17 protein-coding genes are annotated in these 21,396 nt (G+C 42.9%); 7 read left to right on the top strand and 10 right to left on the bottom strand.

Features of this window, described 5'->3' with window-relative positions; all coding sequences use genetic code 11:
- Positions 1-499 precede the first annotated feature (499 nt).
- The 3 genes from U3A58_RS16915 to U3A58_RS16925 form a co-directional block, all read right to left on the bottom strand.
- Positions 500-1,282, bottom strand: a complete 783-nt coding sequence (locus tag U3A58_RS16915; RefSeq protein ID WP_323825414.1) for an SDR family NAD(P)-dependent oxidoreductase — start codon at positions 1,280-1,282, stop codon at positions 500-502.
- A gap of 226 nt (positions 1,283-1,508) precedes the next feature.
- Complete coding sequence (locus tag U3A58_RS16920; RefSeq protein ID WP_323825416.1) at positions 1,509-2,609, bottom strand: sugar phosphate isomerase/epimerase family protein; 1,101 nt, start codon at positions 2,607-2,609, stop codon at positions 1,509-1,511.
- A gap of 9 nt (positions 2,610-2,618) precedes the next feature.
- Entirely contained in the window at positions 2,619-5,165 is a 2,547-nt protein-coding gene (locus U3A58_RS16925; protein WP_323825418.1) for a DUF7133 domain-containing protein, read from the bottom strand.
- A gap of 168 nt (positions 5,166-5,333) precedes the next feature.
- Between U3A58_RS16925 and U3A58_RS16930 the strand changes: the two genes are divergently transcribed.
- The 3 genes from U3A58_RS16930 to U3A58_RS16940 all read left to right on the top strand — a co-directional run bounded on the left by U3A58_RS16930 (position 5,334) and on the right by U3A58_RS16940 (position 8,414).
- Positions 5,334-5,762, top strand: coding sequence for a cupin domain-containing protein (locus U3A58_RS16930; RefSeq protein WP_323825420.1), 429 nt, complete (start codon positions 5,334-5,336; stop codon positions 5,760-5,762).
- 38 nt (positions 5,763-5,800) lie between these two features.
- Positions 5,801-6,934 (top strand): DEAD/DEAH box helicase, encoded by a 1,134-nt coding sequence (locus U3A58_RS16935; RefSeq protein ID WP_323825422.1) that lies wholly within the window; start codon positions 5,801-5,803, stop codon positions 6,932-6,934.
- Positions 6,935-7,178: 244 nt separating this feature from the next.
- Complete coding sequence (locus tag U3A58_RS16940) at positions 7,179-8,414, top strand: multidrug effflux MFS transporter (protein WP_323825424.1); 1,236 nt, start codon at positions 7,179-7,181, stop codon at positions 8,412-8,414.
- A gap of 53 nt (positions 8,415-8,467) precedes the next feature.
- On the opposite strand, the gene U3A58_RS16945 is transcribed toward U3A58_RS16940, so the two are convergent.
- The gene (locus tag U3A58_RS16945; RefSeq protein ID WP_323825426.1) at positions 8,468-9,877 is read right to left on the bottom strand and encodes a cellulase family glycosylhydrolase; all 1,410 of its coding nucleotides are present in this window, start codon (positions 9,875-9,877) and stop codon (positions 8,468-8,470) included.
- Between the two features lie 274 nt (positions 9,878-10,151).
- On the opposite strand from U3A58_RS16945, the gene U3A58_RS16950 reads away from it, so the two are divergent.
- The 4 genes from U3A58_RS16950 to U3A58_RS16965 all read left to right on the top strand — a co-directional run bounded on the left by U3A58_RS16950 (position 10,152) and on the right by U3A58_RS16965 (position 13,570).
- Positions 10,152-11,018 carry a cation diffusion facilitator family transporter gene (locus U3A58_RS16950; RefSeq protein WP_323825428.1) on the top strand — a complete coding sequence of 289 codons (867 nt, stop codon included), beginning with the start codon at positions 10,152-10,154 and terminating at the stop codon, positions 11,016-11,018.
- Between the two features lie 56 nt (positions 11,019-11,074).
- Complete coding sequence (locus U3A58_RS16955) at positions 11,075-12,367, top strand: chloride channel protein (protein WP_323825430.1); 1,293 nt, start codon at positions 11,075-11,077, stop codon at positions 12,365-12,367.
- A gap of 85 nt (positions 12,368-12,452) precedes the next feature.
- Entirely contained in the window at positions 12,453-12,749 is a 297-nt protein-coding gene (locus tag U3A58_RS16960) for a cupin domain-containing protein (protein ID WP_323825432.1), read from the top strand.
- A gap of 401 nt (positions 12,750-13,150) precedes the next feature.
- Positions 13,151-13,570: a nuclear transport factor 2 family protein gene (locus tag U3A58_RS16965; RefSeq protein WP_323825434.1), complete on the top strand. Its 420-nt coding sequence runs from the start codon at positions 13,151-13,153 to the stop codon at positions 13,568-13,570.
- A 1-nt stretch (position 13,571) separates the two neighbouring features.
- Here the strand turns inward: U3A58_RS16965 and U3A58_RS16970 are convergent, their stop codons facing one another.
- The 6 genes from U3A58_RS16970 to U3A58_RS16995 form a co-directional block, all read right to left on the bottom strand.
- Entirely contained in the window at positions 13,572-14,666 is a 1,095-nt protein-coding gene (locus tag U3A58_RS16970; protein ID WP_323825436.1) for a bile acid:sodium symporter family protein, read from the bottom strand.
- Between the two features lie 94 nt (positions 14,667-14,760).
- On the bottom strand, positions 14,761-16,245 hold the full coding sequence (locus tag U3A58_RS16975) for a mandelate racemase/muconate lactonizing enzyme family protein (protein ID WP_323825438.1): 1,485 nt from the start codon (positions 16,243-16,245) through the stop codon (positions 14,761-14,763).
- 109 nt (positions 16,246-16,354) lie between these two features.
- Entirely contained in the window at positions 16,355-17,254 is a 900-nt protein-coding gene (locus U3A58_RS16980) for an RraA family protein (protein ID WP_323825526.1), read from the bottom strand.
- Between the two features lie 228 nt (positions 17,255-17,482).
- The gene (locus U3A58_RS16985) at positions 17,483-18,760 is read right to left on the bottom strand and encodes a mandelate racemase/muconate lactonizing enzyme family protein (protein ID WP_323825441.1); all 1,278 of its coding nucleotides are present in this window, start codon (positions 18,758-18,760) and stop codon (positions 17,483-17,485) included.
- A gap of 118 nt (positions 18,761-18,878) precedes the next feature.
- A complete protein-coding gene (locus U3A58_RS16990) occupies positions 18,879-19,817 on the bottom strand; it encodes an RraA family protein (protein WP_323825443.1) in 939 nt (312 codons plus the stop codon).
- Positions 19,818-19,873: 56 nt separating this feature from the next.
- Positions 19,874-21,391, bottom strand: coding sequence for a SusD/RagB family nutrient-binding outer membrane lipoprotein (locus tag U3A58_RS16995; protein ID WP_323825445.1), 1,518 nt, complete (start codon positions 21,389-21,391; stop codon positions 19,874-19,876).
- Between the last annotated feature and the right edge of the window lie 5 nt (positions 21,392-21,396).

Here is a 21,396-nt window from a genome sequence, read left to right on the forward strand (position 1 = left end):
TACATTTAAGTCTTGTTTTTCCACACCTCAAAGTACATATTTTGAGTAAAACAAGAAAGGCTAGCCGAGTAATCGACTAGCCTTTTAAACTATCTACTTTTGAGACAGCCTCTTTTTTTTGCTATTCTTTTATCGCAGAGAAAAAAAAGAGTTGACTAAAGACTCAGCTTGTTCAGGTAGTAAAGATCTTGAGCTCGACTTATTTCTGATTATTTCAAAATGGTCAAAAAACGTTTGTCAATAAGGATAACTGAAGAATTGATAATGGAGGGCCTTTTAAAAGAATGTTCCTTAAGCAAGCTGAACAAATAAAAACCACACCCATAGCAACCATAGCTTGCTATATGAGATAGCTTACATTTTCTGTTAAATCTATGTTCTATGCAGCAAAGAATCCAATTTCTTACTTTTCTCTTAAAGCTCGTGACGGCATTAAAAGCTGCTAACTAGATACAAGTCTGATGACTTACGCAATCAAGCCGCCTTACATCTATCAAAATTACCTGGCGGTCCAACCTCCATCCACAGTTAGCATGGATCCCACCATATACGTTGCCGCATCCGAAGCCAAGTAAATTGCCGCTCCTTGAATTTCTTCTAATCTCCCCCATCTGCCAAGAGCTGTGGCTCCAACCACAAACTTCTTTCCTTCCTCTGTATCGGCAATAGGCAAGTTCATTTCTGTCAAAAATGGCCCAGGGCAAATCGCATTGACCGTAATTTTAAATGGTGCAAACTCCAATCCTAGTGCTCGGGTCATCTGCACCACGGCACCCTTGCTGGATGCGTAGGGCGTTCTATTCGATAGCCCTACCAATCCCAAAGTGCTCGCGAGATTGATGATACTTCCTTTTCCGGCTTCCTTCATGTAGGGAGTTACCGCTTTACAACATAGCCAAGTTCCTGTCACATTGATATCCATCACTTTGCTGAATTCCTCCAGCTGCAATTCATCAATCGCTCCCCGGATGTTTATCCCTGCACTGTTGATTAGCACATCTATTCTTCCGAAAGCATCAAAAGCTGCTTTTGCCATGGCTTCTGTCTGATCCTTATTCACAACATCAGCTTCAAAGGCGATAGCCTTGACTCCATAAAGTTTGTTGATTCTGATGGCTGATTCTTCACATTCATTCAGATTTCTACTGACCAGCATCACATTTGCTCCAGCGGAGGCAAGTCCTTCGGCCATTGCCAAACCAAGACCTTTGGATCCACCTGTGATGATTGCTGCTTTTCCACTTAGGTCAAAAAGTTTGATTCCTGGTAATTTTTCAGACATGATAGTTATGGGTTAATAGGTTAATGGTTAAATTTTAATTGCAGATTTTTCTTTTTAGTATACGTTTGCCCGTGAACTGCACCTAGTACTTTTAGGGTAAATGGTTGAGGTTCAAATTAGGTAATCTCTCCTTTCTTAAAGTAGGAAAATGGGTATTTCTCAAATGAAAAACAAACTTAATACTAGACCGTGCACTCAGCCAGAAACACATGTTTTAGAAAAACACTTATGCCAATCCCAACGTGCTTCGGCTGTAATTCAAGCAGGATACCACGTTCTGCTCTTCGTATGCCAGTTTTTCTTCGGGACTAAGTCCGGTAACATGAGGAAGTTCCCCCTTAAATGCATTTTCTTTTACTAGCCGAAGTAGCTTCGCTGTTTCCTGAGCAGATGCATCCTCAAAAGTTGCCCAATAGCTGTCAGTCAAATAAGGAATTTCCAAGGGGTCACGCGTGATCATTTCGAGCGAAAAGGTGATATCAGGATTGAATTTTTTACACCAATCTACTCCCGCTTTGACATCCACAATCCCCTCGCCAAGTGGTACCTCTGAAAGCAAAAATCCATCCTTGTAATCCTTCACGCCCATATCTTTCACATGAGTAGAAAATGCGTAAGGTGCCAAAGTCTTGATTACTTCCATAGGATTTTCTAGAAATGATACATTATTACCAAAATCCAAAGTTACTCCCACCCATTCACTGCCCATATTAAGGATTATCGCTTCGAGTTCTTTTGCATTCCAATCTTTATGATTTTCTATAGCAAGCTTCACTTTATGCTTTCGAACAATGGGCTCAGCCAGTTCTATGGACTGAAGCGCATTTTTTTTGAAGGCTTTGTATTCCTCAGGAGTTTGGAAATTCACATATCTCCTACCGCTCAGGCAGGCCGTCCTCAAGACAGTAGCACCTGCTTCTTTTGCAGCTAACACCTCGGCTTCAAATTTCGCAACTTCATCAGCTGACTTTGGAAGACCTATGCTTCCTTCCAGATATAAGTCCAGTTTTTCTCTACGATCACGCACTTTCTTAGCAAAATCATCCGCCCAACCACTCACGAGTACTTGCACTCCCCCGGCACCGATTTGCTTGCAATGCTCCATCAAATCTATCGCATCAGCAAAGCCAGGAAAATTTGGGCTGCCTACTTGGGAATGCCATCTTGCTCCATAGGAGTGCACGACTACACCCATTGGGATACCCTTCAAGGTGTCAGGCAGGGAGGGAAATGGAAAGCTCATAGCCATTGCTCCGAGGCTTGCTGTTTTAATAAAATGCCTTCTGTCAGCATCAAAGCTGACCAAATTTGATTTGGAAGTCTTCATAGGTTAGGGTTATTGGGTTTCCTCGGGAGGCAAAGATTCTATATACTCATTTAAGTCAGCTGCTTTCCATGGATAGACTCTTCCCTGAGTAGTCAGGCGGGTTTTGCTGACCGTTCGGCCTGATATTAGCGGAGCCTGATTTCCCCACTCATTTCTAATGTAAGTCAAAATCGCCGCAATACTTCCATCATCCATTGTAGCGTGTGACGGCATCACAGGAAGAATATCAGGCGCATCATAGGTCTTCCCGGCAACCTCTACCGGTCCTTCCAACCCGTGCAATAAGATCATGGCCAGTCTTCGCTCGTCACCCAGCACCCACTCCGAACCAGCCAATGGCGGCCCCATTCGGGTAGCCCCTTCCCCATCCGATCCATGACATCCAGCACAGGTCACCAGGAATTTTTGCCGGCCCTGAGCGAATTGCTTCATTGCTCTTTCATCCAGCTGACTTGCTGAAACCACAACTTTAGAGGGTTCATACCCAGGCCAGGTAAATATTCTCATCAGCATATTCAAGCGATTCTGATCAATGGGAAGATCTTTTCGCTGAAAAAGTGAAGGCTCTGACTTAAGAGCTATCTGTACTTTGTCTTTTAGGTTTGCAGCTTGAATTGACATACCGGATATCAAAATAGTTTCCTTCCAGGCTAGCTCTTTAGCATCTGCCAGTGTCAAAAGTCCGGCTACTTCAGAGGGATTTCCATTTTTCAGCACTGCTGAAGCTAGTGTTTCTAAAAATATTTCCTTGGTCTGATCCTGAATTTCCCATGCTGAACTAGCCCAGAGTTTTTGCAAGAAATCATATTCTCCCCCCCTCAAACTACTCATCATTGCATCCCTAATCAAAGGGTCATCACCCTGCTCTTTAAAAACTGTAGAAAGCACTTTCTCATTCTCATCAGCAGCAAGCACATAGCTACTCAAGGCCAATTGAAGTGCTTCTTGCTGAGTAGCGATAAGCGCAGCATCCTGCATCGCTTGAGCAAGTTTGGACCGAATGACTGCAGAAACTTGCGCAAATGGCTCTAATAATCTCAGTGCCGTATTTTGAATCAGACCTGAAGATTTCTCAAAGGTCGAAAAAAGAAAATCCTCCGAAAGCAAACCCAGTCCTTCCAGTGTCCAAAGGGCATGGAATCGCCCCATTTCACTCGCATTAGAATCCAAAACAACCTGCATCAAACCTTCTTTCACCCGCGCATCCTTTCGCTCCACCAAGAGTCGCTGAGCCATATCTCTGTACCAGCCGTCTTTATCAGAAAGAAATGATATCAATTCTGCACTGCTGGCCTGCGAAAGCTTAGGCATTGCTATAGTATTTTCTCCCTCAGGTACAATCCTCCAAATCCTTCCTAAATGGATCGGGAATTCCAGCCCCCTTTTTACCGTTTGCTCCAGTAAATACGGTGTCATATAGGCTCTATGCTGGATCAGCCCTCGGTACATATCTGCTATATATAATGCCCCATCTGGTCCAGTTGCGAACCCCGAAGGACGAAATCGTTCATCCGTAGAGGCCAAAAACTCTTTACCGGGATTAGGATCTGAACCGATAATTGTAGTGCCATTTTCAGACAGGACGTTTCTCTTCACCAAGTTACCTGCAGGTTCTGCCACAAAGACATTTCCCTCATATGGCTCCGGAAAAAGTGTCGCTCTATACACCCAAGGTGAACATGCAGCGGTGAATTCCATCAATCGTTGATCTTCACTCAATACTCCGGGAATATAGCCTCGATTAACAGCCGGAGTGGAACGGATAGGGAAAACTCTGCGATCCTGCGCTACTCCAAAGTCAATTCCCGTTGATGGGCTATGATTTGGGTTTCTGGAAAGGTAATTGGGCGGAACCAAATCTGCGTGAAGTTGTGACCAATTGTAGTTGTAAAATAAGCGCCCTTGGTCATCGTGACTGATTCCCCATTGTCCTCGGAATTCTGTAGAGTCTCTTATCCAATTGCCATCCAGATATTTGTACCTAAGTCTGGATTTTGCATTGTAATACCAATTGTCCACATTTCTGAGCAAGCCATTATCTGAATGCTCGGGGTTCCCTGAAGCAGCATAAGTAGAATCCAACAACACTTTCGTGTCGGCTTGGAGATCTCCATCAACATCTTGGGTCACCCAAAGGGCTTTATTCTCAGCAATCAGTACGCCATCGGCGAAAAACCCTAAGGCTCGCGGCATTATCAGACTATCCAGGTAAATGGTTCTTTTATCCATCAATCCATCTCCATTTTCATCTTCCAGTACCGAAATCCTCCCAATGGGCTTATCTTCCTCAGAGCCCAGCGTATCTGTCATGAACCCGCGCATTTCAATCACCCAGAGCCGGGAATCCTCATCAAACGTGATAAAGACAGGATCCTCCACCATAGGTTCTGATGCGACTAATTGAATTTTGAATCCTGCTTCCAATTGAAATGTTTCCATTTCTTCGGCTGCAGATTTCGCTGGAGAGGGGTTGGAATGATCTTCCTGTAGTGTTTTGGAACAAGAAGTCAGAATAATTGCTATCAAAAAGTAGGATGCAATACGAATAAAGGACATACTAGGAATCGGGTTTTTAGGTTTGAGCTAAGTATCTTTCAACGACCAATCGTCTTAGTTACGGTATGCATTTAAAAGGTACTTTACAAGTTGAAACATATTACCCTTATACACAAGTAAGATTTACATCAACTGTTTGATTATTCTTTTAAACCTAAAATCCATCCCATGAAGAAAAACATGCTGCTTGTTGCCCTACTATTTCTTTTTTCATTTTATGTGGTGAAAAAAGAAGTCTGGGAAAAGACTTCTCCAAGCTCTGTCACCCTTATCCAATCCGAACTTTCTTGGAATGGTGACTCATTGCCGCATTACCCAATTTCAAAGCCGGAGATTTCTATTCTAAAAATCACCATTCCGGCCCACTCTGATCTACCGCTGCACTTTCATCCGGTCATTAACGCAGGTGTACTGCTCAAAGGGGAGCTATTTGTCATCGATGAAGATGGCAATAAACTCACACTCAAAGCCGGTGATCCTATCATAGAAGTGGTGAACAAAAAACATTTGGGTAGGAATACAGGTGACGAGGATGCAGAGATTATTGTCTTCTATGCCGGAACCTCAGGCATGAAGATTACCGAAAAGGTTCAATAGTAATTTCCAAGCCTTAACTTTGTCGAAAATATCTGCACATGAATTTTTCAGAATTAGGACTATCCAAGCAACTACTTGATGCTATCGCCAAGGCAAAATACGATAGTCCTTATCCTATACAAGTAGAAGCTATTCCGGCTATCCTTCAGCAAAAAGATGTGTTTGGTATCGCCCCTACGGGTTCAGGAAAGACTGCTTCCTATATCCTTCCTATTCTCCAGCGTCTTCAGGAAAAAGCTCCACATAAGGGGCGTATGATCCCGGTATTGGTGCTAGTTCCTACTCGGGAATTAGCAAGTCAAGTGGCAGAAGTGACCGAGAATTTTGCCCGGTTTCTGACCAGACCGGTAAAAGCTTTGGCTGTATTTGGAGGAGTATCGATCAATCCGCAGATGATGAAGATTTATGGAACCGATATTTTGATAGCTACTCCCGGTCGACTGTTGGATTTGTTATCCAAAAATTCTCTGAATCTTAATCAGGTGGAAGTGCTCGTGTTGGACGAAGCTGATAAGGTTTTGAATATGGGCTTTAAGGAAGAAGTGGATCAGATTTTAGCAAAACTCCCCAAAAAGCGACAGAACATACTTTTCTCAGCCACCAGCGAAGAATCCGTGGATGAATTAACCGAAGAACTGCTTCATGAGCCTATTCGAATTTCTGCCGAGCCGGACACAGTTTCTCCGGATTTAATTAATCAATATGCTTACCGCGTGCCTATGGAGCAAAAAGGCCCGTTTTTAAGACATTTACTCAGCACAGGAGATTGGTCGCAGGTATTGATTTTTGCTTCCTCTATCCGAGCTGCTAATAATATCGTCACCAAGCTCAGCAAAAATGGAATTGATGCGCTGGCATTTCATGGGGATAAAAGTCAGGGAGCTAGGACAGAAGCATTGCATCGATTCAAAACCGGCAAAACCAGGGTGCTAGTGGCTACAGATTTGGCAGCACGAGGGATTGATATTAAATTTTTGCCGCTGGTGATCAATTATGAATTGCCAAGATCACCAAAAGACTATGTGCATAGAATCGGTAGAACAGGCCGAGCCGGTGCAACTGGAGAAGCCATTTCTTTGATCGCAGAGGAGGACCTGCACCACTTCAAAATCATCCAAAAGAAGATGAAAAAGCATGTGCAGCTGAGAAGTATTGATGAGATAGAATTTTAATTCATTCAGGTAAAGCACTGCTAAATCCCAAAATCAATCCTTTGGCTTTTATGCATTGATACAAAATCTTAGGGCTAATTCAATTTACTTTTTACTCAAAAAATTTGGCTATTAATGATTCTTTAACCTATTCGGGTTAGCCCTAATTATTTCATAAAAAATTAACCCGATATTTGCGAACTCATCAAGAGATTAGCCTGTTTACCACGAATAGCCAAAATTTTAAGATCAAATTATTTTTAGGGTGGAAAAAAAATACAGCAAAAGGGAATACTTTAAAATCGTCTTGGTACTAGGTGCCTTGTGTACGATTTCCCCTCTTTCTATTGACATGTATCTCCCAGGTTTTCCTGAGATGGCAAGAGATCTGAATACCCCAATTTCAAATATTCAGCTTTCGCTTACTGCCTATCTAGTCGGCATCGCCATCGGTCAGTTATTTTACGGACCGCTACTAGACAAATATGGCAGGAAAAAGCCGCTTTATGGGGGCTTAGCTATTTATATCCTAGCATCTATTGGATGTGCCATGTCGCAGTCTGTAGAAAATCTGATTTTCATGCGTTTCCTTCAAGCTATTGGAGGCTGTGCTGGAATGGTGTCCGCTCAAGCGATCGTAAGAGATATATTCCCTGTGAAGAAAATTGCGCAAGCCATGTCTTTACTTGTGTTGGTGATAGCAGTTTCCCCCATGATCGCCCCGACTTTAGGTGGTTTTGTGACAGCAGCTTATGATTGGCACTGGGTATTTATCATTCTAGCTGTTTTGACGGCCATTATTTGGATTGCGACTGTAGTTGTACTTCCAGCTGGAGCACTTCCTGACAAGGAAGTATCTCTTAAACCCAAACAGGTTTGGAAAAGCTATATTAAGGTACTTGAGAATCGCCAGTTTCTGGTTTACATGCTAGCAGGTGGTATTGCCGGTGCAGCTCCGTTTGCCTACATCGCAAGTTCGGCAGACGTTTTCATGAATTTGTATGGTCTGAGTGAACATCAATTCGGCTGGATCTTCGCCATTTTGGCTTTTGCCATGATAGGCTCTACCCAGCTTAACCATATATTGCTACGCAAATACACTAGCCAGCAGATCATCAATTTCTCTCTTCACTATCAGGTCTCAGTTGGATTGATATTAGTGACAGGAGTCTATTTCAGTTGGTACAATGTGTACACGCTGATCGCTTTGATGTTCATATTCCTCACAGCCCACGGATTAAATGGCCCAAACACCACCGCTCTTTCTATGGCTCCATTTGCTAAAGCAGCAGGCTCAGCCTCTGCCATGCTAGGAAGCATGAGGATGGCAATTGGAGGTATAGTCACAGCAATTGTTAGTTTATTCCATGCGAGCTCGGCATTTCCTATGGTATTGGGCATGGCTGCATGTGCCCTTGGTGGATTTGTTGTGTTAAAAATGGATCAATTTATGCCAGGGACGATCAGTGGCCGCCAAAATAAGGAGGCATTTGCTTCCTAAGAACCTTGCTAATCTAACCCCGGAATTCGTGAGTAATACCAGAAGTTTTTGGTTTAATCGGTAATCGCTTTGATCAAATCAGAATAAACCTGTGCTCCTGAGCTCCGGTCGAATAGCGCAGAACCATAATCTCCCTTATAACCATTATCCCAATAAAAAGGTACTAGTCCACGCGCTATGGAACTATTGGTGATATAGCGCAGGTAATGTTCCCGATAGATATCATTGTCTTCTGCCTTCTTGTCCGTAGCGGCATATTCACCTAGTAAAACTGCAATTCCTTTGTCTATGAATTTGGTTTTCATTTTTTGAAACTGTCCGTCGGCATAGGATTCTCCACCCCATGAAGCTGTTTTTGTAGGATCTGTTGCGCCCATGCCCCACTGCGTGATAGTTTCATTCTCTTGCAGAGAAAATTCATACGGATCATAATAATGAACCTCCACCATAAGGCGGTCCTCTGTATTATCTTCTGGCATTTCAAAGAAGCTCACCCCATAATCGATGTTGGTATTAAAAGTCTGAACAACTAGATTTCTGAAGGTATTTCTCCCTCCGGTAGATCGTACAGCCTCCACAAACGTCTGATTGAATGAGTTCTGAACCTGATAATTTTCCGGTTTGGGAGTACTATAATCCCCTTCTACTATCACTTCATTTGTTCCTGCAAATAATAAGTGATCCTGATAATCACGGAAATGCAAAGCAATCTGTATCCACATTTTCTCTAACCTATCATTCACATACTCTTGCTGCGCAAAAGTGGGCTGCATCCAGCCTTCATCCCAGTGTATATTCATGACTGCGTACATGTCATTATCAATCACATAATCCACCACTTCTTCTACTCTCGCCATCCATACTGGATCAATTTCGTAGGTTTCAGCATTGGTAAATTTGCTCCATGCTACTGGGATGCGCACGGATTTAAACCCGGCCGCTTTAATGACCTCGATTAGCTCCTTGGTGGTTTTGGGATTGCCCCAGGCGGTTTCACCTCCTATTGCTTCGAGAGAATTCCCGAGATTCCAACCGATCCCCATTTCACTTGCCAACTCCAAACCTGGGATATCCCGCATTCCAGTATTATCAGCAGGAATGAAATAATCTGGAGTTACAGAAGTACCGCCTGCCTGGGTAATAGCAATTTGCTGGACAATCGCTCCCGACCTTACTTTTAGCCTGGCAGTGCGAACTTCCTCCGAAGCATTTGTATCAGCAGTTACTGAGATTTGAGCATTTCCCGAACCAGCGATGGGAGTCGCGCGGATCCAAGGAACGTCTAGATCAATACTCCAATTTTGATTGCTGGTAATTGCCAAGAATTGAGACTCCTCCGCTGCACTGAATTCCAATGATGTGGAAGAAACTAACAACTCGAATGGATCCTCATCTTCTCCACAGGCGTAAAAAGTGAGGGACACACAAAGCAAGAGTGCAAGAAATCTGGTGGCCTTATTCATATGTTTATAATTGATTTTCAAAGATCATATGGAATCTCGCATGATGATAATCATCCCAGTGTGTGACGCTTGAGTCATGCTCGATTTCATAGGGTTTGGTTATTCAACTTCAAAAGTATTCAATCCTTTCCTGTCAAAAGGGGTGGAAATGTTAGCTAAAAGGGATTCATTTGTTACTTCAAATTGCAATAGCAAATAGAATCACTTGTTTCTGGCTATTTTATTTCCAAAAAGATTATTACCTACTTTTGAATCTCTCACATCCGCCTCACCCATGAGCAAATCCAATCTTGCAGTCAGAACTGTTATTTTCAGCATGCTGGGAAATGTTGTTTTGGCAGCGATTAAATTCCTGGCAGGTATCTTTGGCAATTCCTATGCACTGATAGCTGATGGAATCGAGTCTGTTGTGGATGTTTTTTCTTCAGTGCTTGTGCTTTTTGGATTGAAGTACTCCTCTAGGCCTGCCGATGAAAATCATCCCTACGGACATGGAAAAGCAGAACCATTAATTACATTTTTGGTGGTGGTTTTTTTGATTATTTCTGCAGGCACCATAGCTTGGCAGGCTTATCAGCACATCACTATTCCACATCAGGTACCTAAGCCTTTTACCTTACTTGTCCTTGCAGGAATAATTATATGGAAAGAGATCTCCTTCCAAGTAGTAATCAGCAGAAGCAAAAAATTAAACAGCAGTGCACTAAAAGCTGAGGCTTGGCATCATCGTAGCGATGCGATTACCTCTGTTGCCGCATTTATTGGAATCACCATTGCACTTTTCGGAGGAGCGGGGTTTGAAGCAGCTGATGATTACGCTGCGCTCTTGGCGGTAGCTTTCATCCTGTACAATTGCTATAAAATTTTCCGTCCTGCACTGGGGGAGGTAATGGATGAGAATAATTACGAGGAGTTGACTGAGCAAATCCGTCGGGTTTCACTGACTGTACCAGGAGTCAAAGGAACAGAAAAATGCTTTATCCGAAAGGCAGGAATGGAATACCATGTAGATTTACATGCCTTGGTACCCGGCAAACTTACGGTGACCGAAGGCCACGATATTTCACATCAGCTGAAAGATAAACTGTGTAAGGATATCCCAGAACTCGGGAATGTACTAATCCATATTGAGCCTTTCTAATCACATTTCAACTCTTTGGATACCGCAACCCAACGACAAAATAAAAATTTAAACAGGTGAAATTAAAGAGAAGACGAAATCTAGTCCATGCACTGAATATTTTAGATCAGCCCATTCGTCCCAATCCGTTTCTATTTAGCCGAACGTTTTTGCTGTGGGCATTACTAGGTTTGATTGGTGGAGCCATAGCTGGTTTCTACTGGATAGTGCTAGAATTTTTAACGCACAAAATCTCAATATTTGAAGGATGGGAAGTTATTCCGGTAATGGCTATCTGCGGATTTCTGGCTGGACTGGTCATCCATTTCATCGGTGATCCCGGCGAAATCCATCTGATAGTCAACAATATCCGTTTCAACAAAGGAAAACTTGACCCAAAGAATAATCCATCCATGATCCTTTCATCTCTGCTATGTGTAGCATCTGGAGGGAGTCTTGGCCCAGAAGCTCCGCTAGTTCAAGTGACTGGATCTACAGGTACTTGGCTAGGGAAAATCTTTCGTTTGAAAGGTGAAGAGCTACGTTCTATGAGTATAGCTGGCATGGCTTCTGGATTCACTGCGTTATTTGGTGCACCCTTAGGAGGAAGCCTTTTTTCATTGGAAATATTGCATCACAAGCACGCTGTAGAATATTATAAAGCTATTATCCCTGCATTGGTCGCCAGTTGTTTCAGCTATCTGGTCTTTGCGCTCATTATTCATCTAGGCTTAGGAGCGACTTGGGATCTGGCGCAATATGAATATTCAGGGGTCTTTGATTTTGGCTATGCCGTAATATTCGCTATGGCTGCCACAGCAATGGGTTGGATATTTATTTATTCGACAAAATCTTTCAAAGTATTGTTCGACAAAAGACCGATTCCCATCTACTTTAAAACATTAATTGGTGGAATCCTCTTGGGTCTGATTGCCTATTATTTCCCTATCACCAGATACTTCGGACATGAGGAAATTAATGAATTACTTGCTGGAGACTTCGCTTTGGAAGCTTTGGTGGCAATACTGATTTTCAAAGTTCTCGCTATTTCTATCACCGTTACTTCTGGTTGGAGAGGAGGATTTATCATTCCTCTTTTCTTCGTAGGTACTACACTGGGGCTGATTATTCATCAAGTTTTCCCTGAAACAAATCTCACATTAACCATCGTAAGCTGTATGGCAGGCATCAATGCATGCGTTACCAGAACACCCATGAGTACAACCATCCTACTGGCCACCCTTACAGGCTTCAACTATTTTATCCCCATATTATTTGCCAGTTTAACGGGATATTTTCTTGCTCCAAGAATTCCTTTTATTAGTTCTCAAATGGAAATAACCAAGCAAAGCAGTCGCAATTCAAGTTGACTTAGTTTTACATATTAGCGTAATTCTTTCAAACTTTAGCTAACTTCAAGGTGAATCACCTATAGGACTAGAAAACCACACTAGCATGAATATTCTTGAAAACTTGACCTTCCATAATGATCGCCCTTCCGTTTGCCCGATCCAGCGGACGGACAAAACGAACTATTTTGCGATTGGGCTGATCCAAAATCAACTCCTAAAAAAGCACACTGCAAATAACCCCTCTTTTCTGACAGTGCTTCAAGGTGAAATAGAATTTTTCATTAATGGAGAAATTATACACCTCAAAGAATTCGATACCTACGATATCCCGGTAATGATAGAACATGAAGTGAAAGGCCTGAAAGAAAAGAATATTTTCACCATTGTACAGGAAAAGTAACAGCTGTTAATAGTCTAATAACCCAATTCAACTAGCTTTAATTTGTGCTTTTTCACAGCACGATCGGCATGCACTCCTTACAAAAAACCAATTTTAAGATTGAATCCGGAGATAATTTAATCATCCTCACTCCTATGAATTCTTGGAAAAAACTAAATTTTGATGTGTAAATACTTGAGGAAAATTTTCCGGGTCGAAAAGTTGTTGGTCTGTATAGCCTACACCTGCAAGCTTTAGCACGTTTATCTTACCGCAGGATAACATCGACTTGTCGCCATGCTCAATATTAATCTATTCACCATTTTTCGTATCTTAACAATGCACATTAATCGCAAAGGCAAGTCATTGATTAGCTGAATGAATACACTTTATTTATCCATATAGATTATCTCAAAAAACCTATGAAAACTATCCTAACCTTAGCCTTTTTTCTCTGCGCAACTTTTGCTTTTGCGCAAGCTGAGAAAGACGTAGCATCCCAGGTAGAAAAGCTCCGGCTAGCACTAATTGACCCTACCATAATCAATTTGAGTCAACTCAGTTCTATCGATCTGAGCTATGGTCATTCGAATGGAAAGCTCGAAAACCAAGCTCAATTTATAGAGGCACTAGTAAGTGGCGCATCCGATTTTGCTGCGGTTTCTTTTGATAATCAAACCATACGGGTGTACAAAAATGTAGCAATCGTAAGACATGTATTGGCTGCTGATGTACTAGACGGAGGCACCTCAAATGCCATAAAAATCGGTGTGATGCTTGTATGGCAAAAAGAAAAGGGCCAGTGGAAATTACTGGCCCGTCAGGCTTATAAGCTGCCTTAGGTTATTGAGAAACTTCCTCCGGTTCTGTCGGTTTTTTATGCCAATAAGAAGCGAGTATAGAACCGGTTACATTCATCAAAGGCCCAAAAACAGCCGGAGCCAGTCCCACTGTAGCTATTTTCCCCATTTCCTTAGCGATACCGGAGGCTAAGCCGCCATTCTGCATTCCTACTTCTATCGCGATAGTTCTACAGTCTTTTTCATTTAGTCTAAGCAATCTACTCACCCAATACCCCAGGGTATATCCGGCAAGATTATGAAATAGTACCAACATAATTAGAAGCGGTCCAATATCCAATAAACTATCCCTACCCGCCGATACAATGACGACCAGAATCACGGCTATCGCGGCCATAGACAAAATAGGCATCAGATCATCCAGCCATTTGGCTTTTCCACGCAGAAAGTAATTAAAAATCAGGCCAGCACCAATGGGTAGGATGACCATTTTCACAATGCTAACCATCATATCCAACACATTGATTTCCACAAATTCTCCAGCTAGCCAGCCCATTAAAAAAGGAGTAGCAAAGGGTGCTAATAAAGTAGTAACAGAAGTAACTGTAATAGAGAGCGCAAGATTTGCTCTCGCGAGATAGCTCATCACATTAGAGGCCATTCCACTAGGGGAGCAGCCAATCAAAATAATTCCGGCAGCAATTTCTGGAGGAAAACCACTCATATTTGCAAGACCAAACCCGATGAAAGGCATGATAGAAAATTGGCATAGCACTCCTATCACTACTCCTTTGGGCATTTTGACTACTCCGAGGAAATCTTTGATGCTCATAGATGTCCCCATCCCAAACATGATCACCTGAATCAATGGAACAATAAGCGCACTGAACTTGAAGCCGTCGTACTCAATAAAATACTGAGGAAAATATAGGGCAATAGCCACAGATCCAAAGATCATCATGGAGTAGGCGTACCCTTTTAATGTGGTACTTCCTAAAAAGGCAATGGCACAAATGAAGAAAAATCCTATCCATAGTAAGCCGGCATTTGCGATCCCTGCAAAGAGACTAGTGGCAAGTGCAGCTAAGAACAATACGCCGGTGACGATTGAAAGTATTTTTGTGATTTTTAGATTCAAAACGACGGGATTTTGGGTGAGTACATATAAAATTAACCCGACAACCAGTTCTTAAACTAGCTCTCGGGTCTTCCAATAGGTAAAATAGGTGTTTTTAACTATATGTTCTATCATGTGAACGCTTTTCGTTCCACATATCAGTTGGAGCAAAATAGGACTTATCCGAAGGATGAAGGTGTGCTTTCACTACTTCCTCATTCAGTTCAATTCCCAGACCTGGCGCATTCAATGGAACGGGAGCGTATCCCTTGTCAATCATTTTGCCTCCCCCGGTCATGGTCACTAGATCCTCCCACCAAGGCACATCCACCGAGTGATGCTCAAGAGCAAGGAAATTCTGCGTAGCTGCTGCGCAATGTACGTTTGCCATAAAGGAAACCGGTGTCCCTGCCTGGTGCATAGCCATTGAAATCCCCTTTTCTTCAGCATAATCAGCAATTCTCTTCGTTTCCAAAAGCCCACCTGAAGAAGCCAAATCTGGATGGACAATATCCACGGCATGATTATCGATTAGATCTTTGAAATACTCAAGCAAGTATATATCCTCCCCAGTAGTAGTAGGTGTGTTGAGTGCTGTGGTTATTGTCTTATGCTGCTCCCACATTTGCCAAGGCACCATATCTTCCAGCCAAGCGAGACGGTATTTGTCTAGTGCTTGCCCCAACCTAATACAATTATTTAAATCGAAGTGACCATAATGATCGGTGGAAAGTGGGATATCATAGCCTATCATTCCCCGTACATTATCTACGATCTTCGCCAGTTCATCCAAACCCTTTTCAGTGATTTGCACTCCTGTGAAAGGATGAGCAGTATTTGCATAGGACATGTATCCTCCTGACCACTGACTTTTTCCTGATTTAAACACTTCCTGATTTACGACGCATCCTGGTATATCCATGATCTCGCCTATAGACACGTCCATTTTAAGCCATGTGTAGCCCTGATCCTCCGTTCTGAATTTGATAAGCTTCATTTGCTCTTCTGGAGACTTTGCTTCCGGGGTATCTGCATAAAGCCTTATTGAATCCCGGTACCGTCCACCAAGAAGCTGCCATGCAGGCACATTATAGGCTTTGCCACAGAGGTCCCAAAGAGCCATCTCCACTCCGCATACGCCCCCAGCTTGGCGCGATTGCCCGCCAAATTGCTTGATGATTTTAAATATCTTCTCTACGTTACATGGATTTTCCCCTAGAATCCGGCTTTTCAGCATAAGTGCATACTTAGGATCTGCTCCATCCCGCACTTCACCAAGGCCGTATATCCCTTGATTGGTATCGATCCTCAGGATGGCAGTTCCACCCATGACAGCCGTGTGCGCATAGCGCAAATCTGTAATCTTGAGATCAGAGGGAGCAGAAGCTCTTCGCACATTCTTGGTAGTCTCAGCCATGGTATCTTCGATTCCTAGCCCCATCAGTGCTGTCAAACTCAAACCTCCAAGTGCGGTTTTCTTTAAAAAATCTCTCCTATTGTCTTTGGTAAGAGGGTTGTCAATTTCTGCTTGGCGCTGGGCAATGTATTGTTGCTCTTGTGCCTTGTTTTTTTGAATGAGACTTTGTAAGGTGCTTTTCATGGTAAATAGGTTAAGTGTTATGAGTTATATTAATTTGTTTGCCTTCAATAGCTGGTATTTCCATTGGAAGATGGAAAATGGGTAGGTTCTTCCTATCTGAAACCCAGACTCAATAATTCCGCTCTTTGAGGTAATTATCCAGCTCAGCTTTAGTCATTGGAAGTTTACCTGGATAGTTATTCAGCCAATCCAAAAAGTCCTTTTTGATTTCCTCTGTCCATTGACTATCAATCTGACCAGCTAAATATTTCCCTTCTCTCAATCTCTGATGCCCAAATTCATCTCTCAATCCAGTTACCTCAGAAGTCAAAACAAGCTCTTCCACCAGGTAAGCAGGAATGAAAATCACGCCATATTTCTTTGCCAAAACCACGTCTCCAGGAAGAACAGTAGCTCGACCTACTCTGATAGGAGCATTGATTGACGTAAGCATCATTTGCTGAATGTAGGACGGATCTTGCCCTTTCATCCAGGCATTGAATCCCTCAATTTCAGAGAGACCTTCTTGATCACGAACAGAACCATAGAAAATCACGCCTCGTTGAGAATTTGCATAAATAGCATTCCCTAGATTATCGCCGATGAGTGTTCCATCAACTATTTTTCCGTACCCATCTGCTACATACACATCTCCACTGGCAAGAATGTCAATAGGCCAAGAATTCGTCCCTCCTTTAGGAGATCTTCCTTCCATATCCACTCCCTGATCTTTCACTTGCTTCTCTAAATCCGGTCTTAGCGGCATATATTGGGCAGTGACTACACGACCTGTCATCGCTTCATCTGGCAGCATGATTTGCCAGTCACCCTCGTATTGATTTTGATAGCCTTTGTTGCGCAATACACCCCAGGCCTCCTCTATGGAAATATTTTTAAGACGTTCCAATATTGAATCAGAAACTTTAGGCCGTCCATCAGCAAATCTGTCTCCGGTCCATCCAGAAGTTAATGCCTTGATGTATTCAGGAGAAGCACCGACGGCTTGTGACAGGGCCACGGTACTATTCATGAGAAGAATTGAAGAAAAAGCTGCAATTCCAATGGCAACTCTAAGGCTTTTGGTTTGAGAAAAGAATGAGTTCATTTACTTTTAGTTAATTTGATAAATAGGTTATATAGTAGTATTGATTCTTCAAGAATTTAAATAGCATCAAGTCAAAACAGGCATTTTCTTTATTCGGTAGTATTGGTAGATATCAACTCAAATCTCATCTGAAGAGCACCAATTCTACTTTGATTATTCGAAGAAAGGGATGCCAGGAACGGCATACTTTTTCATTCCTTCCTCATTGATCTCCACGCCGATTCCTGGTTTCTCTGAAACTGTGATAAAGCTGTTTTCGGTTTTCGGGCCATCATAGGTCACTATTTCCTTCCAGAGGTCATCTTTATCCATGTAGATTTGCCATTCCATGATTTGGAAATTAGGAACAGAAGCACACACATGGCAGCTCGCCATCGCCCCGAGAAAGGATGCCACCATGTGAGGTGAGAAGGGCACATAATACAGATTGGCCAGGTTGGCGATGCGCTGACCTTCTCCTAGCCCTCCTGCTTTCTGCAAATCAGGCATGACAATATTCAGCGCACCATCAGAGAGTAGCTTTGTAAATCCATAGGCGAGGTAGATATTTTCGCCTGCGCAAATAGGCGTGCTTGTCTCCTGGGTAATGTGCTTATATACCTCAGGATTATCAGCAGGTACAGGTTCTTCCAGCCACATCAGATTCAGAGGCTCATACATTTTGGCCATTTTCATACCTGTAATCGCATCGTACCGACCATGCATATCCACACAGACATCGATAGATGGCCCCACCGTTTCTCTTACTGCCGCAATTGCATTATACATTCTATCTATTTCAGCCGGACTTGCGGTCCAGTTGTAGCGATCGTACTTATTAGGATCTCTTCCGTCATCCACGTCAAATTTGACTGCATTGTACCCGCGCGAAACAGCATCTTTGGCGGCAGCTGAATAGTCATCCGGAGTAGGATTAGTAGAGGTATAAAGTGCCGTATCGCAATAAACACGGATTTTATCCCGGAATTTCCCTCCTAAAAGTTGGTAAACAGGAACGCCAAACACTTTACCGGTAATATCCCAAAGTGCAGTCTCCAGCGCCGATAACACAGCCACAAAGACACCTGATTGTGCTCCACCAAAAAATGCTCCTTTACGAATCTGCTCTGCAAGACGATTCGGGTTAAGGGGATTTTGCCCTTTGATCTGCTCACCCAATCTTTTAACTAAATAGTATGAACCATGAATGGCATCCACAGCTTCTCCACAACCCCAGACATCTTGATTAGTATAAATTTTCACATAGACAGCTCCTCGTACAAAACCACATTTCACATCGGTTATTTTGAGATCTGCTGGGTTTGAATAGGGGTTTTGTTTCACTACAGCAGCGTTCAATCCCTGTCCAAAAGTTGAAAGCAATCCAGCGCCAGTTAGGCCTGCTACGGCTCCTTTTTGAAGAAAGGATCTTCTTGAGTTCTTGTTTTTCATCTGTTTATATTTTGATTTTCAAAGGTCAGATGGAATCTCGCATGGTAGATAATCATCCCAGTGTGTGACGCTTGAGTCATGCTCGATTTCATAGGTTATTTAGGGTTGTGCTTAAGTATTACCAAGTTCTGTTTTTCAGAATTTCCTGAATCTGTTCTCTGGCTATCGGAAGTTCATCTATGTGCTCTGTGAGCCATTGGGAAAAATCCTTTTCGATCTCCTCTGACCATCGTGTATCAATCTGTCCTGCGCTGTAAGTTCCTTCTCTTAACCGCTGATGCCCAAACATATCTCTGAGACGAACGACTTCAGAAGTCACTACTACTTTTTCCGCCAAATGGGCAGGGATAAAAGACACCGCTCCGTCCCTTCCCAAGACGACATCCCCAGCCATCACTGTTACCTGATGAATCCTGGTAGGTTTATTAATTCCAATCAACATAGTGTTTAGGTCACCCGCTTGATTGTGATGGGAAGGGTGATAACTGGAAACAAAGGAAGTGAAGGAACCTATTTCCTTTAAGCCCACAATGTCTCTCACCGCCCCATCATACACGATTCCATTGCCAGACTTTGCATAAATGGCATTCCCCACGTTATCACCGATCGTAGGCCCGCCATTGTGAATCCCAAACTGATCCACCACATACACATCCCCAGGTTGCAATAAATCTACCGGCCAAGAATTTTGCCCTCTCTTCCCTTCCTTCTTGCCCCGCTCGTCAATCGCATCATGGATATCGGGCCTGCCTGGCATAAAAGTCGCTGTCAAAGCCCTGCCTATCAATATACTATCGGAATTGATTAATAATCCCCAACCATCTGCGTACTGATATTTGTAGCCTGCATTTTTCATCACCGCCCAGGCTTCGTCGTGTGTCACTTCTCGCATACGGCGCAGAATTTCGTCAGATACTTTCGGCCTTCCATCCTCAAATCGCGCTCCCTCCCATTGCTGGGTGAGAAAAATCATCTCTTCTTTTGAAATCTGCTGTGCAAACAAACCTGTGAGAATAAACAAGGTCAACGAAAGGGAAATTGTAATTTTTTTTATCATGAGCATTTTTTGAATGTAAAAAAGCAGGGCTCTTTTTGACAGAGCCCTGTTGAATTCTATTTATCCCACCAAACTTTGGTTTCCAGGTTATCTGCTCCTTGAGCAGAAATGGCTGCGCTTACATTTTCTGAGTTTACAGAGATTTCAGAGTTAGGATAGGTCAATCGGTTGATAAATAAAACTTCCCTTCCCTGAAATGGATTTGCTGCCAATATCGGATAGCCAGATCGACGGAAGTTTGCGAAAGCCTCTGGACCATTTAGAAATGAGGAAACCCAATATTGGGTATTGATTTGTTCCAAGGCTTTTGATGGCTCAAATGGATTGGCAATTAAATAAGCATCCTCTGCTTCAGGAGCTATTGAAGCACCTTCATCCACTGTACCCAACTGATCCATGTGAGCTCTCACACCTGCATTATAGTAGGACTCAACATCTCCTGCATTGATCCAGCCTCGGTGCCTGGCTTCAGCCAATAACAGGTAGTTTTGAGAGGCTGTGACTAGGAAGTTTGGCGCAGTGTTCTTTGCGAGTCTTCTTCTATCAGCCTGCGCAAACTCATAGAAGCTAACCAAACCTAAATCTGATGCTGCTTGCACAGCGCCTACATTGTCATTTCCCATAGGCATGCCTACGTGGACACTTGCTTCATAAGTCCCCTTCGCAGGAGTTTGCTCCGGGCCGGATTTTGCACCGACATAGGTGATAGCAATTGCGGAAAGACGAGGATCATTTTTACTTCGAAGATATTCTACAAATGGCTCAGTAAGATAGAAATTAGATGCTTCGGTAGCATTCAACAAATTCCCAATCGTATTGGTATAGTTCGCATCATGGGCGATTTTCGCATTATCAGAATTCGAAAGGATCACACCGCCTTGAAATGCTGTCTGGACTACTTGCTGCGCTTTTGCAGCATCTACTTCACTCAATCTCATCCCAGCCCTTAGCAGCAAGGAGTAGCCAAAGCTCTTCCACTTATTCAAATCCCCTCCATACAGAATATCTGCAGCTTCAATTTTGCCCGAAAGATTCAGAGCCGTGGTAGCCTCAGTCAGCTCCTTGATGATATCTGCGTAAATAACTTCTTGAGAATCATAGACAGGAAAATACACTTGCTGAGAATAGCCTACACCCCCCTCAAAATAAGGAATACTTCCATAATCATCCGTCAAAACCATAAATGCAAACGCCTGAATAATTCTAGTCATATTAAGCAGATTTGCTCGATTCGGATCATCTTTGATTTTGCTGATTACATCTTTGGTATTCTTGATCACGTTTCGATAGTAGCTTTGCCAAAGCTCCTGTGTGGAGGCTCTATTATCTTGGTTATAATTGGCTCCGGTTAGCACACCTGAATTTGGTGAAATAATCTGCTGCACCACTCCTATGTCATAAACCAAACTACCGTTTGGATAAGCGCATCCAACTATTGCTGCATTCAGCTGAAAAGCTGGATCAATGGCCGTGGCGCTTACCTTATTGGTATTTAGCTCGTCAAAATTATTGTCGCATGCTGATGAAAACACCAAAATGGACGCTATGAATATATAATTAATGATCTTTTTCATGTCTG

Source organism: Algoriphagus persicinus (assembly GCF_035156415.1).
In the GTDB taxonomy this organism is placed as follows: Bacteria; Bacteroidota; Bacteroidia; order Cytophagales; family Cyclobacteriaceae; genus Algoriphagus; species Algoriphagus persicinus.

What these genes read in the sequence shown, in the direction of transcription:
- U3A58_RS16915 (WP_323825414.1), bottom strand. Translation starts at nt 1,282, where the DNA reads ATGTCTGAAAAATTACCAGGAATCAAACTTTTTGACCTAAGTGGAAAA.
- U3A58_RS16920 (WP_323825416.1), bottom strand. Translation starts at nt 2,609, where the DNA reads ATGAAGACTTCCAAATCAAATTTGGTCAGCTTTGATGCTGACAGAAGG.
- U3A58_RS16925 (WP_323825418.1), bottom strand. Translation starts at nt 5,165, where the DNA reads ATGTCCTTTATTCGTATTGCATCCTACTTTTTGATAGCAATTATTCTG.
- U3A58_RS16930 (WP_323825420.1), top strand. Translation starts at nt 5,334, where the DNA reads ATGAAGAAAAACATGCTGCTTGTTGCCCTACTATTTCTTTTTTCATTT.
- U3A58_RS16935 (WP_323825422.1), top strand. Translation starts at nt 5,801, where the DNA reads ATGAATTTTTCAGAATTAGGACTATCCAAGCAACTACTTGATGCTATC.
- U3A58_RS16945 (WP_323825426.1), bottom strand. Translation starts at nt 9,877, where the DNA reads ATGAATAAGGCCACCAGATTTCTTGCACTCTTGCTTTGTGTGTCCCTC.
- U3A58_RS16950 (WP_323825428.1), top strand. Translation starts at nt 10,152, where the DNA reads ATGAGCAAATCCAATCTTGCAGTCAGAACTGTTATTTTCAGCATGCTG.
- U3A58_RS16960 (WP_323825432.1), top strand. Translation starts at nt 12,453, where the DNA reads ATGAATATTCTTGAAAACTTGACCTTCCATAATGATCGCCCTTCCGTT.
- U3A58_RS16965 (WP_323825434.1), top strand. Translation starts at nt 13,151, where the DNA reads ATGAAAACTATCCTAACCTTAGCCTTTTTTCTCTGCGCAACTTTTGCT.
- U3A58_RS16975 (WP_323825438.1), bottom strand. Translation starts at nt 16,245, where the DNA reads ATGAAAAGCACCTTACAAAGTCTCATTCAAAAAAACAAGGCACAAGAG.
- U3A58_RS16980 (WP_323825526.1), bottom strand. Translation starts at nt 17,254, where the DNA reads ATGAATAGTACCGTGGCCCTGTCACAAGCCGTCGGTGCTTCTCCTGAA.
- U3A58_RS16985 (WP_323825441.1), bottom strand. Translation starts at nt 18,760, where the DNA reads ATGAAAAACAAGAACTCAAGAAGATCCTTTCTTCAAAAAGGAGCCGTA.
- U3A58_RS16990 (WP_323825443.1), bottom strand. Translation starts at nt 19,817, where the DNA reads ATGATAAAAAAAATTACAATTTCCCTTTCGTTGACCTTGTTTATTCTC.
- U3A58_RS16995 (WP_323825445.1), bottom strand. Translation starts at nt 21,391, where the DNA reads ATGAAAAAGATCATTAATTATATATTCATAGCGTCCATTTTGGTGTTT.